Source organism: Sphingomonas benefaciens, assembly GCF_052907485.1.
Window position 1 is genome coordinate 325,964 of the sequence record NZ_JBREIC010000004.1, and the last position, 14,981, is coordinate 340,944.

Sequence of the window (14,981 nt, forward strand, 5' to 3'; positions counted from 1 at the left end):
GCGCGGGCAAGCCCATCACCGACCCCAGCTGGTCGGCGTGTCCGACAGGACGAGGCGCAGCGTGCCGCCGGCGGTGATGTCCGCTTGATGTAGGAAGGGCGTCGTCAGCGGCCGGCCGTTGAGCGTCGCCGAGGCGATGTAGATCCGCCCCGGCCGCCAATTGGGCGCGAGGATGGTGAACGGCCGCCCGCTCTCGCCCGTGATGACGCCGCGCGGCTGATGCGGCGCGTGCAGATAATAGAGGTCGGTGGTCAGCTTCGGGAACAGCCCCAGCCGGTTGAACACATAATGCGAGCTCATCGCGCCATTGTCCTCGTCGCCCGGATAGGCGTCGGGCGTGAAGCGCTGGAAGATGCGGTTCGCCCAATAGCTGGCGAGGTCCGGCCGACCGACGTCGCTGAACAGCCACGGCGTCGCGAAGCTCGGCTCGTTGGTGATGTCGATCAGATTGGCGTCGAGCGCATGACGCAGCCGGGCGATGAACCGGTCACGGCCCCCCATGGCCGCGACCATGCCGGGGATGTCGTGCAGCATCGTATAGGAATAGACCCAGGCCGTGCCCTCGTAGAAGCCGACGTTCTCGTACTTCTTGCCGTCCCAGCCGATCTTGGGATCGAGCGGCTGGAAGCGGCCGTCGGCGAAGCGCGGCATGATGAAGCCGCTATAGCCGTCGCTCGTCGCCTGCGCATTCCACACCTTGCGCCAGTTGCCGGACCGGGCCTGCAGCGCCGCGGCATCATCGGGCCGGCCGGCTGCCGCGGCGATCCGCCCGGCGTAGAAGTCGTTGAGCGCGAAGGCCGGAGTCGACGATCCCGACCGGGCGCGCTGATTGTCCGCTTCCGGACTGCGGTCGCCAACCGCGAACCAGCCGTCGATCAGATAGCGCGGTCGGCGTTCCTCATAAGCGTTGTGCAGCGCAATCGGCGCGACCCGCGCCCAATCGATCCCCGGCACGCCGCGGATCAGCGCCTCGCCCAGCACATTGTCGACCTCGTCGCCGCCCTGCCCGACATGATAGTTGCGGCCCGCGATGAAGGCGGTGTGCGCCGCGCCGAACCGCTCGAAGGTGCGCACAATCGACGCGACATTGCCGCAATACACATCCGGGCGCAGCAGCGACATCAGCGGAAAGCCGGTGCGGTACGTGTCCCACAGCGTGTAATAATCGTCCCAATGCGGCGTGGCGCGGTCCGCCGCCGGCTGGTCGCGGGTGCGGTCGCGCGGCTGCACTGCACTGTGGAAAAGCGCGGTGTAGAAGCGGCGCTTGTCCGCCTCGCTTACGCCATCAATCGTCGCGCGCGCGAGTTCGCGGTTCCAGGCGTCCTGCGCGCCGCGCCGCACTTCGTCGAAGTCCCAGCCGGGGATATCCTCCGCCAGCAGTTCGGCCGCCCGCTCGCCGCTGGTGAACGACACCGCGATCTTCATCTGCACCGGCCGGTCCGGTGCTACGTCGAACTGCCACCAGCCGGCCAGCTGCGTGTCCGCCGGCGCGCTGGCGGTGGTCGCGCGCGGCCGGTCCTGCTGCCCGACGTGGATGCCCCAGCGGGTCGGCCGCCGGTCGAGCTGCGCGACGAACCAGATGTCGGTCTCGGCAGGGTTCCAGTAGCTCTTCGCCCGCACCCGGCCGCTGATCCGCCCCAGCGCCGGATCGAGCGCGACGTCCGCCCCGGCGCTCGCCAGCTCGCCGCGGATCTTCCGCGTGACGTCGAACACCATCGTCGCCGGTTTGCCGGCGGGATAGGTAAAACGGTACAGCGCGGCGAAGGCCGCGGGCGTCACCGCCGCGCGGATGCCATAACGGGTCAGCGTCACCGCATAAGCGTCCGCCGCCAGCCGCTCGTCCGCCTTGGGCGACAGATGCGCGGCCTCGTCGAACACCGGATCGCCGGTCTGCGGCGAGACGAGGAAGGTGCCGTAGGTGGTCCGGCCGCCCGACCCTTGCGTATGCAGTTGCGCAAAGCCGCTGATCGGCGCGTCTTTGTCGTAGCCCGCATTGCTGCCGACCAGGGTTTCGGGACTGGGGTGGATCGATCCTGCCGGGCGGGTCGGACCGGGCACGGTATCGCCCTGGTCGTTGTTGCCGGTGCCGATCCGCGGGTCGACGTAACGATAGAGCTGCGGTGCGGCCATGGTCGCAGGCGCGACGGTGGCGGCAGTCGCTCCGCCGATCAGAACCAGGCCTGCGACGCGCGCCAGCTTGCGCTGCATAGTCTCTCCCCTCCATGCCTGCTCGACGCGGCTGACGGATAGTGGCATGACCAGCGTCATTAAGCCAGCTCCGACTGGTATTTCCAATTTTGGTCCGGGGGCGAGGATGCGGTTGTGGCTTACGCTGATGATAGCGACCTTTCCCGCGGCAGCGGCAGCGGCGGCGGCGCCGCTCTCGCTTGATCGTACCTCCCTCGTCGTCGCGTCGGGCGGGGGGCGGACGGCGACGCTGGCGGCGACCATGCTCGCCGGCGATCTCGTCTCGCTCGGCGCGGCACGGTCGCCGATCGTCGCAGCGCCGGCGCAATGCCGCGGCACCTGCATCGTGATCGGTAGCTACGACACCCCGCTCGTTCGCCGTGTCGCCGCCGCCGGCGGGGTCGACCTGTCGATGCTGCACGGCGCCTGGGAACGCTACGTCCGCGCCCGTGTCCGGGTGGACGGGCATGACGTGTTGCTGATCGCCGGATCGGATCGGCGGGGCGTGATCTACGGCGTCGTCGATTTGTCGCGCGCGCTCGGGATCTCGCCATGGAACTGGTGGGCGGACGTCACCCCGCGCCGGCGCGACCATATCGCCATCGACGATGGGACGGTCGTGTCGCGCTCGCCATCGGTCCGGTATCGAGGCATCTTCCTCAACGACGAGGATTGGGGGCTGCAACCCTGGGCCGCGAAGACTTTCGATCCTGCCAAGGGCAATATCGGGCCCCGCACCTACGCGCGCGTCTTCGAACTGATGTGGCGGCTCAAGGCCAACACGCTGTGGCCGGCGATGCACAGCGTTTCGACGCCCTTCTACGGCGATCCCGGCAACGCCCCGCTGGCCGACGATTATGCAATTGTCGTCGGCACCAGCCATGCCGAACCGATGCTGCGCAACAACCTGCGCGAATGGGACGAGGCGCAGCGCGGCCCGTTCGACTTCACCCGGCGGCCGCAGGCGATCGTCGACTATTGGCGCGAACGCGTCGCGGCGACGCGGCAGCAAGAGACGATCTACACGCTCGGCCTGCGCGGCATCCACGACGGGCCGATGCAGGGCGCAACTACCAATGCGCAGCGCCGCGCGATCCTGGAAACGGTCTTCGCGCGCCAACAGGCCCTGCTGGCGGACACGTTGCACAAGCCGCTGTCCGACGTGCCGCAGGTGTTCGTCGCCTATCACGAACTGCAGGAGGCCTATGACGCCGGCCTCGCCGTGCCGCCCGACGTGACGCTGATGTGGAGCGACGACAATTACGGCTATCTGCGTAGGCTGAGCGACGTGAAGGAACGACAGCGGCCGGGCGGTGCCGGCATCTACTACCATCTGTCCTATTGGGGACGGCCGCACGATTATCTCTGGCTCGGCACGACCCATCCCGCCCTGATCCGCGAGGAGATGGAGCGCGCGTGGCAGACGGACGCGCGGCGGATGTGGATCGTCAACGTCGGCGACATCAAGCCGATCGAATATCTGACGCAATATTATCTCGACCTTGCCTTCGACGACCGCTTGCTCGGCGAGCCGCCGCAGGCGCATCTGGCGCGGTTCATGGCCGAACAGTTCGGCGAGGCGGACGCCGCCGAAACCGCCGCGATCATGATGCGCTTCTACGATCTGGCATGGGAGCGTCGGCCCGAATTCATGGGCTTCGGCGAAACCGAATGGGTCACGCCCAACCGCCCGAGCGCCTATGTCCAGTCCGATGGCGAGGAGGCGGAGGATCGCATCGCCGCCTATCGCGATCTAGTCGCCTGTGCCGAAGCCGTGGCGGCGCAGATGCCGGCCGACCGTCGCGACGCCTTTTTCGAATTGGTGCTGTATCCCGTCCGTGCCGCGGCAGCGCTCAACACGCGGATCCTGTCGCTCGATCTGGCCGGTCTGTATGCACGGGCACAGCATGGCGGCGCGAACGTCATGGTGGAGCGGGCGCGCGGCGCCCATGCTCGGCTGGTCGCCGACACCGCCGCCTATAATGTTTCGGCAGGGGGGAAGTGGCGCGGCATCATGGACATGGCGCCGCGCAGGCTGCCCGTCTTCGATGAGCCCGCATGGCCGAAATGGTCGATCTCCTCCGCCAAAGGCTGCGGCGTCTCCGCATGGGGCGAATGGCTGGACGACGGCAACACCCTCGCTTTCCCCGCCGGCCGCACCGATACCCGGACGTTCACCCTTTTCGCGCACCAGCCGCAGACCGCCGACTGGTCGCTGATCAGCGCACCGCCGGGCTACCGGCTGTCGGCGGGCTCAGGCGCGCTGACCCGGGACGGTGCCTATCAACAGCGCATCACCGTCCGCTACGACGGCACGACGGGTGCCAAGGGCAAGGTCCGCTTGCGCTGTGCGGGGCGGGAATTCTCCGTCGCCGTCGACACGCTGGCCGAAGCCCGTGGCGCGTTGGTCGAGCGCGAGCGGCGGGTGACGCTGCCCCCCGCCGTCGCAGCCCGCGGCGGATGGCAGATGCTCAACGGGCTCGGCAGCATGGGCGGGAGCCTGCGCAGTTCCTTGCTCCTGTCCGCGTCCGTCGATCCGGCGCGCTGGACCTTCTCGACCGTGACGACCAGCGATGCGGTCGTGCGCGTCGTCGCGCTCCCGACGCATGCCATGAACCCGTCTCATGGCGTCAGGGTGGCCGTCAGTCTCGATGGCGCGCCGCCGGTCGCGCTCGACCTCGGCACCATCGGCCGCAGCGACCGGTGGCGCGGCAACGTGCTCAGCAACACCAGTGTCGCGACGATACCGCTGACCGCCCTGGCCGCGGGCACGCACCGGCTGGCCGTGACGCCGCTCGACCCCGGCGTGATCCTTGATCGGGTCGAGATCGTGCTCGACCGGGCGAAGCCGCGTTACGGCGCGGTCACCACGCCGCGCTGACGGGCCCCGCCATGCGGCGGTCGGAGAGATCGCGGCTGCCCCACAGCCGGAATCGCCGCACCGCGTCGAGGCGAAAGGCGGGTCCGGACGGCAGCTTGACGTCGTGGAGGTCGACACCGTCGACGTTGCGCATCCAGAAGCCCGGCCGCGCATCCTGCACCCGCGTCCGCACCTCGACATGCGACAGCGCGATGTTGCGCGCATGGCGCACGAAGAACCCGGTCGCGGGCAGGTCGCCGAACATGTTGGGCTCCGGGTAACCGGCCGCGTTTTCCGGCGGATCGAGCGCGGCCATCGCCGCCCCCTGCCCGCCGACCTGATCGACGAACATGTTGCTGATCCGCACGTCCTCGACCGGATAGCCAGGCTGGCCCGCGATGATCGACGGCAGCGGCGCGGCGCCGGATACGGTAACGTTGTCGATCTGCACCCGCTTCAGTGTGCCCGGCTTCGACCCCGCCGGCCCCCGCATCCGCGTTCCCAGCCACAGGAAGATCGGCGCGGTGGTAACGTCGCGCATCGTCAGGTTGGTGACGCTGATATCCTCCAGCCGCGCGCCGTCGGTAGTCTCCAGCGCCAGCCCGCGGCAGGTGTCGAAGATGCAATTGCTGATCGCGAAGTTGCGGAAGCCGCCGTTCGATTCGGTACCGAGCTTGACGCGCCCGTGCGTGCTCTTGGGTGCCGGCGGAAAGGGTTTGAAGCTGCCGTCCAGCACCGATCCGATCGCATAGCTGCCGCTGACGGTGCAGTCGCTGATCGTCACGTTCTCCGTCCAGCGCGGGTAGCCGAGCGCGAACGAGGATTTGGGGCAGATCGCATCGTCCCACGGCGAATTGATCGTGCAGCGCGTGACATGGACGTTGCGGCAACAGTCGATGTCGAGACCGTCGCGATTGGTGTCGATCAGCAGATTGTCGATCGTCAGATTGTCGCAGCCGGTGGCGAGCAGCGCGAACCAGCCGCCTTCCAGCATGCGGAAATCGCGCAGCGTGACATTGCGGCACAGCTTCAACGCGATCGCCTTGTCGCCGACGCCGGGTCGGCCGGAGATCGGCCGGCCGGCGTCATAATCGTGCCCGCGGCCGAGGCCCCGCCCCCAGATCAGGCCCGCCCCCTCAATCGTGATGTCCTCCAGTCCCTCTCCCCAGATCAGCGCGTTGCGCCAATGGCTGTGACCATGGTCCTGGAACGCTGCATAGCTGGCCGGCAGGTCGGGCGACCGGTCGTAGCCGCCGCGCGCCATGCCCTCGACGGGCGTGTCCGCCGCGATCAGCCGGGCGCCGGCGTCGAGGTGCAGCGTGATATGGCTCTTCAGCTGGATACTGTACGACAGATAATCGCCGGCGGGCAGCCAGACGACCCCGCCGCCGCGCGCCGCGGCATGGTCGATCACGCGGTTGATCGCGGGGCTGTCGATCGTCCGGCCGTCGCCGCGTGCGCCGAACGCCCGCACGTCGAGCACCGCTTTGCCCTGCGCCAGCGCCGCCGCCAGCGGCAACGCCAGCCCGGCGCCCGCGATCGCGGCCGCGCCACCCAGCACGCCGCGCCGGTCGATCAGCCATCCCGTCATACACCCTCCGGCACGAAAGAACGGCGGCGTCCCCCGATGATGGGAACGCCGCCAGGGGAGGAACACGTCGCTATCAGAAGGTCGCGCGCGCCGTCACGGTGAAGGTCCGGCCGTCGTAATCAGCGCGGCGGATCAGGCGCGGGTCGTTCTCATATTCGACCCGGATCGCATTGGTCAGATTGTAGGCGTCGAACGACAGCGAGACCGTGTCGGTGACGTTGTACGAGGCCGACATGTCGAGCTGACCGCGCGCGCGCACCTGCCGCGCCGCGCCGGTGAAGGTTCCGGCGGAGGCGAGGTCGTACTTGCTGCGCACGTTGTAGACCAGGCGCACGCCATAGTCGGTCGTCTCGTAATAGCCGATGACGTTGGCATTGTGCTTGGACACGCCGGGCAGCGTCGCCGCCGCGCCGGTCGCGGTTGTGCCGCTGATGTCGGTGTACGCGTAATTGAAGCCGCCACCCAGGTGACGCAGCGCCCCGGGCAGGAAGTCGAGCGACTGTTGCAGGTTGAATTCGAGGCCGCGCACCGTGATCGGATTGTCCTGGTTCACGAAGCCGCTGGCGGAGACCAGGTACGGCGTCGGCACCGCGCCGCCGGTGTAGATCAGGCTGCTTTCGCAGCGGTCGCCGTTGACCCGTAAAGTGCCGAGGCCGAGCGCACTGGCATCCGCCGGGCACAGCTTGGTCGGGTCGGTGACCTGGCCGATCAGTCCGGTAATCCGCTTCTGGAATGCCGCCAGTGAGATGATGCCGTTGGGACGGTTGTACCATTCGACGGACACGTCAAACGACGTCGCATCATAGGGCTTCAGATCGGGATTGCCGAGCGTCACCGAATAGACGCCGTTGACCGGGTTGCCGACGATCGTCGCCGGGGTGAACTGGCGCGGCTGCGGCCGCACATAGGTGCGATAGGCCGCGCCACGCAGCACCAGCTTGTCGGTCAGGTCGGCGACGAGGATGAACGACGGCAGCAGCTTGCCGTATTTCTGGTTGTAGGTGTTGGTGCGGAAGTCGGCGGGCGATCCGATCGTGCCGGTCAGCGACACGCGATCCAGCGAGTCGATCGTGTTGTTGGCATATTCGTAGCGCAGGCCGCCGTTGCCGCGGACGCGGATGCCGCCGACCTCGAATTCATATTTCAGCTGCGCATAGCCCGACGCGACATCGGTCTGGTTGGTGAAGTTGTACAGCGCGTAATTATTGTCGTTGTAGCGGATGTTGTAGCCCGAGGGCGACAGCGCACCTCCCGGATAGAGGGTCACTGGCGTCAACTTGCCGATCGCGTAATCGTAGCGGGTTACCTGCCAGTTGGTGCTGTAGGTGCCGAGCTTGCCGCCGAAGAAATCATCGACCGTTGGCGACGTCGTCAGGAATGTGTTGTCGATATTCTGGACCTGAAGACCATAGGCCGAAATACGATAGCCGCGCGAGACGAAGCGATTGTGCTCTAAGCGGAAGCCGGCCTGGATGCCGGTCAGCACGCCGCCGTGGAAGGTCCGCTCGGCATCCCATTGATAGGCGAGCAGTTCGTTGCCGCCATAGCTCTGCGTGCCGGTGAACTGCAGCCGGTTGGTCCGGCCGGCCGAGGTCGGCGTGTTGTAGAATTGCGTCGGATCGGTGACGCCGCCCCAGTACCAGGTCGGCACATTGGTGTTGACCAGCGGCGTGGGCGCCAGAGAGTAATAGAGATCTGCGACATTGCCCGCGCCGGTCCGGATCGTGCCGGTCGCGCCATTGCCCGTCGCGGTCTGCACGCGGTCGAAGTCGATCGAGGTTTCCTCGGAATTGTTGTCCGCCTTCGACGCGGTCAGCACCGTCGACAGGCGCCAGTCGTCGTTGCTCCAGTCGGCCTTGCCGTTGATGCCCCAAGCGCGCTGCTTGATCCCCAGCCGCCGCGTCGACATGCGCGAATCCGGGTTGGAGAAGTCGAAATCGGTGACGACGTAGCGGCCATCGTCGAGTTGGATCGGGGACGAGCGCGGCGTCAGGAAGCTGGCGTCATTATTGCTGATGATCGACAGATATTGCATCGTCTTGGGCAGACGACGATCAGTATAGAAGCCGGTCAGGCTGACCTTGGTATTGTCATCGGGCTTCCATTCCGCGCCCGCCGCACCGGTGTACAGGTCGCCGGGATTGATGCGCGAATATTGGCGCAGCTGGCTGTTGTAGAGCACACCGTTGGTGGTGACGCTGCCCGTGCACGACGGACAGGCCGTGGATTTCGCATAGTAACTGCCCAGCACCGACGCATTCGCCTGGGCCTGCGCCGCGGAGAAGCTGGAATAGCTGTTGTATTGCAGCGTATCGCGGCGGAAATTCTCCTTCTTGTAGGTCAGCACCGCGAAGACGCCGAAGCTGTCGGAGAAATGGTGGTTGTACCCCACGGTCGCCGCGGGCGCGAAGCGCTTGCCGAGCTGGTTGTATTCCAGCGCCGCCTTGACGAACCCGCCCTCCTTGCGGCTCAGCGCGGTGGCAATCTGCAGGTCGACGTTGCCCGACAGGCCGCCGGACTGGGCATTGGCGAGCGGCGACTTGTCGATGACGATCGCGCTGAAAATGTCGGCGTTGAACGCGCCCAGCGGCGTCGCTTCGGCCAGGATCGGCTCGGCGAAGGCGACGCCGTTCAGCGTCAGGCGCGCATATTCGCCGGGCAGGCCGCGCAGGTTGATCGTCGCGTTGCGCCCCTCCGCCTCGCGGTTGATCTGCACGCCGGGGACGCGCTGCAGCGCCTCGCCGACGTTGAGGTCGGGGAATCGGCCCAAACCATCGGACGAGATGCCGTCGGTGATCGCGATCTCGTTGCGCTTCGAGCGGATCGCGTCCGAATAGCTCTGGCGGAAACCGGTGACGACGATGTCGCTCTGCGGCTGGGGGATCGGATCGGGCTGCGAATTGGGATCGGCAGCGATGCTCTGGTCGGGGTTCGCGGGGGTGGCGACGGTCGGCGTCGCGGGATTGTTGACCTCGATCGCGGGCGGCGTCGCGCTCTGCTGGGCGAGAACCGGCGTGGCGGACAACGCACTCCCGGCCAGCAACATGGCGGCGAGCGAGCGACCTCCTGCGGTGACGGCGAACTTCATGCGACCCCCTCTCCTGTTCGGGCTGCCGCCCGCCGCGCCGGACGGCGCGCATTCCTGCCCGCAGGCCGGCTTCTAAAATTGGCCGATCCTTTTGGTTAGGCCAATTAGGCGCAACTGGTCTGTTGTGTCAATCGGCGTTCTGTGAGAGTCACGAGGCATGAAGCCGCGCACCGAAAAGCTGTATCAGCGTGTCGTCAACGCCATTGCCGACTCGATCGCCGACGGTCGCTACACGATCGGCACGCGGCTGCCGGGCGAGCGGGAGCTGGCGGAGGAGTTCGGTGTCAGCCGGCCGACGATCCGCGAGGCGATGATCGCGCTGGAGATCCGCGGCCTGGTCGAGGCGCGGCATGGCTCCGGGCTCTACGTCACCTCGACCCCGGCGAGTTCGACGGCGCCGGCCGAACTCGACATCGGCGCCTTCGAATTGATCGAGGCGCGAATCCTGTTCGAAGGCGAGGCCTGCGCCGTCGCCGCGACGGTGATCAACGACGAGGCACTGGCCGATCTCGACCGGCTGCTCGCCGAGATGGCCGCCAATCCCGAAGCCAGTCCCGAAGCGCTCGACGCCGACCGGCGCTTCCACCTGCGCATCGCCGAAGCGACCGGCAACACGGTGATCTCCACGGTCGTCGAGATGCTGTGGAACCTGCGCGAACGCGCGCCGCTCAGCGCACATATGTTCGCCGAAGCGCGGCGCGAGGGCGTCCACCCGCGGGTCGATGAGCACCGGCTGATCGTCGACGCCTTGCGCGCCCGCGACTCCGCCGCCGCGCGCCGCGCCATGCGCGACCATCTGCGCCGCGTCATCCAGGACCTGCTGTCCGCCACCGAGGTGGAGGCGATGCGCCGCACGCAGTCCGAGATCGCCGAGCAGCGCGGCACGTTGGAACGCCGCCTCCACGCCTGATCCCCTCGGCCCGGTCCACCGCCGCCCATTCCCTTCCGCACGGCGGAGGTCAGGCTGCGGTAAGCAGCGCCTGGCTCGCGCAGATTCACCAGTCCGCCAACGCGGCGGAGCGCCGCTCAGCGTAGCGTGGTGAGCGTTGACGGGACGCTCGAGCAGGGAACAGGCCGCGCCGAGCGTCCGGGGCGAGGGATCGAGGCCCCCCTACCCCGCCCTGGCCACCCGCCGACGCTTCCCGTTCGACAATATCATTCCCTGCGGCGCCGATGATCGCGGCCGGTGCGTTGAAGCCTGAATCAGGAGCGATGACACCATGGCGATCAAGGCGGTTCTATTCGACATCGACGGCACCCTCGTAGACAGCAACGACTATCATATCGCGGCATGGCAGGCCGTCTTCGAGCGGATCGGCGCGACGTTCGATGATCAGATCGTCCACGACCAGATCGGCAAGGGCACCGACATGCTTGTACCGACGCTGCTCCCGGACACCGACGAGGACGAACAGGAGACGATGGGCCAGGAGCACGGGAAAATCTTCAAGACGAAATATTTGGAGCGGGTGAGGCCCTTTGCCGGCGCCAGGGATCTGCTCGCGAGGGTCAAGCAAAGCGGCCGGCAGGTGGTGCTGGCGTCCTCCGCGTCATCGGATGAGCTCGAACATTATGTGGACTTGCTGAACGCCGAAGGGATCGTCGACGTCTCGACCACGGCGGACGACGTCGAGAAGACCAAGCCCGCTCCCGACATCTTCGCTACCGCGCTCAAGAAGCTGTCGTCGCTTGATGCGAGCGAGGTGATCGTCGTCGGTGACACGCCGTATGACATCGAAGCGGCCGCCAAGTGCGGCATCGCGGCCGTCGCCGTGCGATCGGGCAAATTCAACGACGAGACGCTGAAGGCCGCGGGCGCTGTGGCCTTGTACGACGACGTCGCCGCGTTGCTGGCCGGATTTGAGGGCTCACCATTGAACCACTGAGGACGGTATCGCATACACTAGCGGCGCAGCGGCGATCTTTGCGGGGCCATCAGATCCGTTCGATCCGTTCGTCCAGGCGCGCCACCACGATGCCCCATTTGCGGACGGTCATCGTGTTGACGGCGGTCCGGCCGCCGGATTGAAGGTAGAGATGCTGGACGACCTTCAATCCACGCCGCATCGTGAAGCGTATGGTCAACTCGGCGCCGACGCTCTCCGCGGTGACCGGGCCGATCGCGTCGGTCAAGGTACCGGCATAGCGCCCGGGCGCGATGCGATGCAGATGCCAGGTGCGATGCGTCGCCGCCGCATCGCCCTGTTTGACCTGCTGGTCGAGCATGATTGCCTCCGGGCCAGGCGACGTGCCGTAGCCGACGACGTCGGTCTGCCTTGGCTTGGAGGCGATGACGTGCAGCACGCCCGTGCCATGGGTCTTGCCCGCAAAGAACGCGACGGGATCGAAGACCGGCGACGCCGGGGCGACATGGGGCTGCATGCCGACCGGAGACACGCAGCCACCTAGACCCGCAAGCACGGCGAGTGCGAAGAACCGGAGATAGCCCACGGCGCCGTGGCGATCAGCCGGCGACCGGCTGCGTCGGTATCGCTACTGCCCGCCCGGCGTTGAGATCTTGGCCACTGTTCGGATCGGTCGGCGTCGGCTGGATCATCGCGCGCATCTGCCACTGATATTTGTCGATGGCGTGCTGCACCTCCTGCAACAGGTTCGACGTCGTCGGGTCCTTGTCCTCCGTCGCCTTGATCCCCTGGCCGATCTCGTCGCTGGTCACCTTGTAATAGCGGGCGAACCAACCAATCACCTGGGCATCGTCGGTGAAGCCACCGGCATATTCGGGGATGCGGCTGGTGCGGACGATCGTATTGGCGCGACCATCCGCCGACACGCCGATCGCGAGCAACCGCTCGGCCACCTCGTCGGCATATTTGCTCACGCCTTCGTAATGATCCTGCAACAGCTCATGCATCGGGTAGAACAGCGTGCCGGATACGTTCCAATGGGCCTGCTTAGTCTGCAACTGCAGTTGCTGACGCTCGGTCAGCGTTTGCTGCAGCGCCTGGATCGACGCGCGCTGGTCGCCGCCCTGCGGACCGCCGTGCAGGCGATCGCTGATGCTGTTCGTCGGGAAGCTGCCGATGCCTGCCGTCGTCTGGGCACAAGCCGGCGCGGCGATCAGGGTGACGGCTGCGGACAGCGTGGCGAGATACGGGACGGAGCGCATGGATGATCCTTTCATCGAGCCCACCGGCAACCATATGGCCGGAGCGGCTTCACCCGACGAACGTGCGGCGCTGGCTCGGGTTGTCTAAATTCCCGTTCAGAGTTCGGGATTCGGCCTTTCCAGGGTGACGACGCTGCCACGATCCCCGAAGCGGAGCGCGAAGCCGTGCATCTCGGCGATCGCCTTGACCAGGCTGAGTCCCAGACCAACACCGCCGCACTCGTGGCGGCCGCGGTAGAAACGCTGCGTCACCAGATCATGGTCGGCCGACGGAATGCCGGGCCCCTCGTCCGCGACGGCGATGCGGATCGTCCCTGCCGTATGCCGTAGCGACACCACGACCCGGCTGGCGGGCGGACCGAACTTGATCGCATTGTCGATCAGATTGGCTAGCGCCTCGATCAACAAGCTGGCGTCGCCTTCGATCACCACCCCCTCTTCGATCTCGCACACAAGCGTGATGCCCCGATCTTCGGCGGTCGGGTGATACAGGTCGCAGGCGTCAGCCGCGATCCGGGCGAGGTCGACCGGCGCGAACCGGCTGCGGCGGGCATGGTCCTCCAGCTCGCGAATGCGCAGCAGCGCGGCGACGATGCCGAGCAGTTGGTCGATCTCCGCCAGCGCCGCCTCCGCCACCTGCTGAAACTCTGCGGCGCCCTGCGCTTCGCGCATGCCACGCTCGATCCGCGCGCGCAGGCGGGTCAGCGGGGTGCGCAACTGATGCGCGATATCGTCGCCCACCCCACGCACATCGATGATCAGCGATTGGAGTCGATCGAGCATCGCGTTGATGTGGACCGCTAGCAGGCCGAAACTGTCAGGACGGCGCGCGACCGGCAAACGCTCGTCAAGCGCCCCGGTGACGATCCGGGCGGTCAGTTGCCGCACCGTATCGACCTGTCGCGCCGCCCGCCGTCCCGCGACCAGGCCGACCCCGATCGCCAGTGCGAGACCGGGGAGCAGGCCGAGCAGCAAAGCGTGCCCTGCGAGGCCCAGAGCCTCTTCGGCGTCGTCGAGGTCGAAACCGGTCAGCAGCCGCTCGCCACCTGGCAGAGCACAGACGGTCAACCGGGCGACATCCTCGCTCTTGCCCGGCAGCTCGGTCGGCACGATCGTGGCCACCGCCGTCCCCGTCCGGTCCGCCGGCACGTCGGGCAGGCGCGCGACATTGCCGTCGATCAGCTGCCCACGACTGTCGAACAGCGCGAGGAAGCGTTCGCGATGGATGTCGCGCTCCAACATCTCGCGCAACTCCTCGCGCCGCTCGGCCGGATCGACCTGCGCGAAGAAGCGGCAATCGCCCGCCAGCGCCTCCTGCATGGTGCGGCGGTGGCTGGCGTTGAGCAGCGCCCAGAAGATCGCCGCCGCCATCAGCGACTGTACGATCAGCAGCGCCGCGATCGCCCCGCCCCAGCGCAGCGTCGCGCGGGTGCGCGGATCAGCCTGGTACATCGAACACATATCCCTGGCCGCGCACGTTGCGGATCAGCGCGGCCTCGCCAGGGGCATCGACCTTGCGTCGCAGCCGCCCCATATGCACGTCGACGACGTTGCTGTTCGGCAGGAAGGTATAGCCCCAAACGTCCTGCAACAGCATCGAACGCGTCACGATCCGTCCCGGACGACGGACGAGATAGTCGAGCAGGCGCAATTCGCGTGGCAGCAGTTCCAGCGGCCGGCCGGCGCGCGTCGCATTGCCGGCGAGCAGGTCGAGATCGAGCGGCCCGACGATCAGACGGGTCTCGCGCGTCTCGTTCGGGCGGCGCAGCAGCGCCTCCACCCGCGCGATCAGCTCGACCAGCGCGAAGGGCTTGGGCAGGTAATCGTCGCCGCCGGCGCGCAAGCCCCGCACCCGATCGTCGAGGCTACCGAGTGCGCTCAGCACCAGCGCCGGTGTCCGCCCGCCCTCGGCGCGCAATCGCGCGATGAAGTCGAGCCCTTCGCCATCGGGCAGTTGCCGATCGACGATCAGCAGGTCGACGGCTTTGTCGCTGGTCGCTGCCAAGGCCTGCTCGATCGATCCGCAATGCGCCACGGCATGCCCTGCCGCGCCCAGCTCCAGCGCGATCTCCCGCGCGGTGCCCGCATCGTCCTCGATCAGCATTATCAGCGCCATCGTGCCTGTTCG

10 protein-coding genes are annotated in these 14,981 nt (G+C 67.2%); 3 read left to right on the top strand and 7 right to left on the bottom strand.

Annotation, left to right across the window (positions count from 1 at the left end; genetic code table 11):
* Positions 1 to 15 precede the first annotated feature (15 nt).
* Entirely contained in the window at positions 16 to 2,208 is a 2,193-nt protein-coding gene (locus ACU5AX_RS14885; protein WP_446691586.1) for a GH92 family glycosyl hydrolase, read from the bottom strand.
* Between the two features lie 106 nt (positions 2,209 to 2,314).
* Here ACU5AX_RS14885 and ACU5AX_RS14890 point away from each other — a divergent pair, with 106 nt between their 5' ends.
* Positions 2,315 to 5,068, top strand: coding sequence for a glycosyl hydrolase 115 family protein (locus ACU5AX_RS14890; protein ID WP_446691587.1), 2,754 nt, complete (start codon positions 2,315 to 2,317; stop codon positions 5,066 to 5,068).
* Here the strand turns inward: ACU5AX_RS14890 and ACU5AX_RS14895 are convergent.
* Both ACU5AX_RS14895 and ACU5AX_RS14900 read right to left on the bottom strand, forming a co-directional pair.
* Positions 5,052 to 6,638: a rhamnogalacturonidase gene (locus ACU5AX_RS14895; protein WP_446691588.1), complete on the bottom strand. Its 1,587-nt coding sequence runs from the start codon at positions 6,636 to 6,638 to the stop codon at positions 5,052 to 5,054. The genes ACU5AX_RS14890 and ACU5AX_RS14895 overlap by 17 nt on opposite strands.
* Before the next feature lie 73 nt (positions 6,639 to 6,711).
* Positions 6,712 to 9,726: a TonB-dependent receptor gene (locus ACU5AX_RS14900; protein WP_446691589.1), complete on the bottom strand. Its 3,015-nt coding sequence runs from the start codon at positions 9,724 to 9,726 to the stop codon at positions 6,712 to 6,714.
* 157 nt (positions 9,727 to 9,883) lie between these two features.
* Here ACU5AX_RS14900 and ACU5AX_RS14905 point away from each other — a divergent pair, with 157 nt between their 5' ends.
* Both ACU5AX_RS14905 and ACU5AX_RS14910 read left to right on the top strand, forming a co-directional pair.
* A complete protein-coding gene (locus tag ACU5AX_RS14905) occupies positions 9,884 to 10,636 on the top strand; it encodes a FadR/GntR family transcriptional regulator (protein WP_446691590.1) in 753 nt (250 codons plus the stop codon).
* A gap of 310 nt (positions 10,637 to 10,946) precedes the next feature.
* The gene (locus ACU5AX_RS14910; protein WP_446691591.1) at positions 10,947 to 11,612 is read left to right on the top strand and encodes an HAD family hydrolase; all 666 of its coding nucleotides are present in this window, start codon (positions 10,947 to 10,949) and stop codon (positions 11,610 to 11,612) included.
* A gap of 49 nt (positions 11,613 to 11,661) precedes the next feature.
* Here ACU5AX_RS14910 and ACU5AX_RS14915 read toward each other — a convergent pair whose 3' ends face one another.
* The 4 genes from ACU5AX_RS14915 to ACU5AX_RS14930 all read right to left on the bottom strand — a co-directional run bounded on the left by ACU5AX_RS14915 (position 11,662) and on the right by ACU5AX_RS14930 (position 14,969).
* Positions 11,662 to 12,177 (bottom strand): DUF3833 family protein, encoded by a 516-nt coding sequence (locus ACU5AX_RS14915; protein WP_446691592.1) that lies wholly within the window; start codon positions 12,175 to 12,177, stop codon positions 11,662 to 11,664.
* Between the two features lie 13 nt (positions 12,178 to 12,190).
* A complete protein-coding gene (locus ACU5AX_RS14920; RefSeq protein ID WP_446691593.1) occupies positions 12,191 to 12,853 on the bottom strand; it encodes a Dps family protein in 663 nt (220 codons plus the stop codon).
* 96 nt (positions 12,854 to 12,949) lie between these two features.
* The gene (locus tag ACU5AX_RS14925) at positions 12,950 to 14,305 is read right to left on the bottom strand and encodes a sensor histidine kinase (RefSeq protein WP_446691594.1); all 1,356 of its coding nucleotides are present in this window, start codon (positions 14,303 to 14,305) and stop codon (positions 12,950 to 12,952) included.
* Positions 14,292 to 14,969 carry a response regulator transcription factor gene (locus tag ACU5AX_RS14930; RefSeq protein ID WP_198354612.1) on the bottom strand — a complete coding sequence of 226 codons (678 nt, stop codon included), beginning with the start codon at positions 14,967 to 14,969 and terminating at the stop codon, positions 14,292 to 14,294. The genes ACU5AX_RS14925 and ACU5AX_RS14930 overlap by 14 nt, the downstream gene beginning before the upstream one ends.
* Positions 14,970 to 14,981 lie beyond the last annotated feature (12 nt).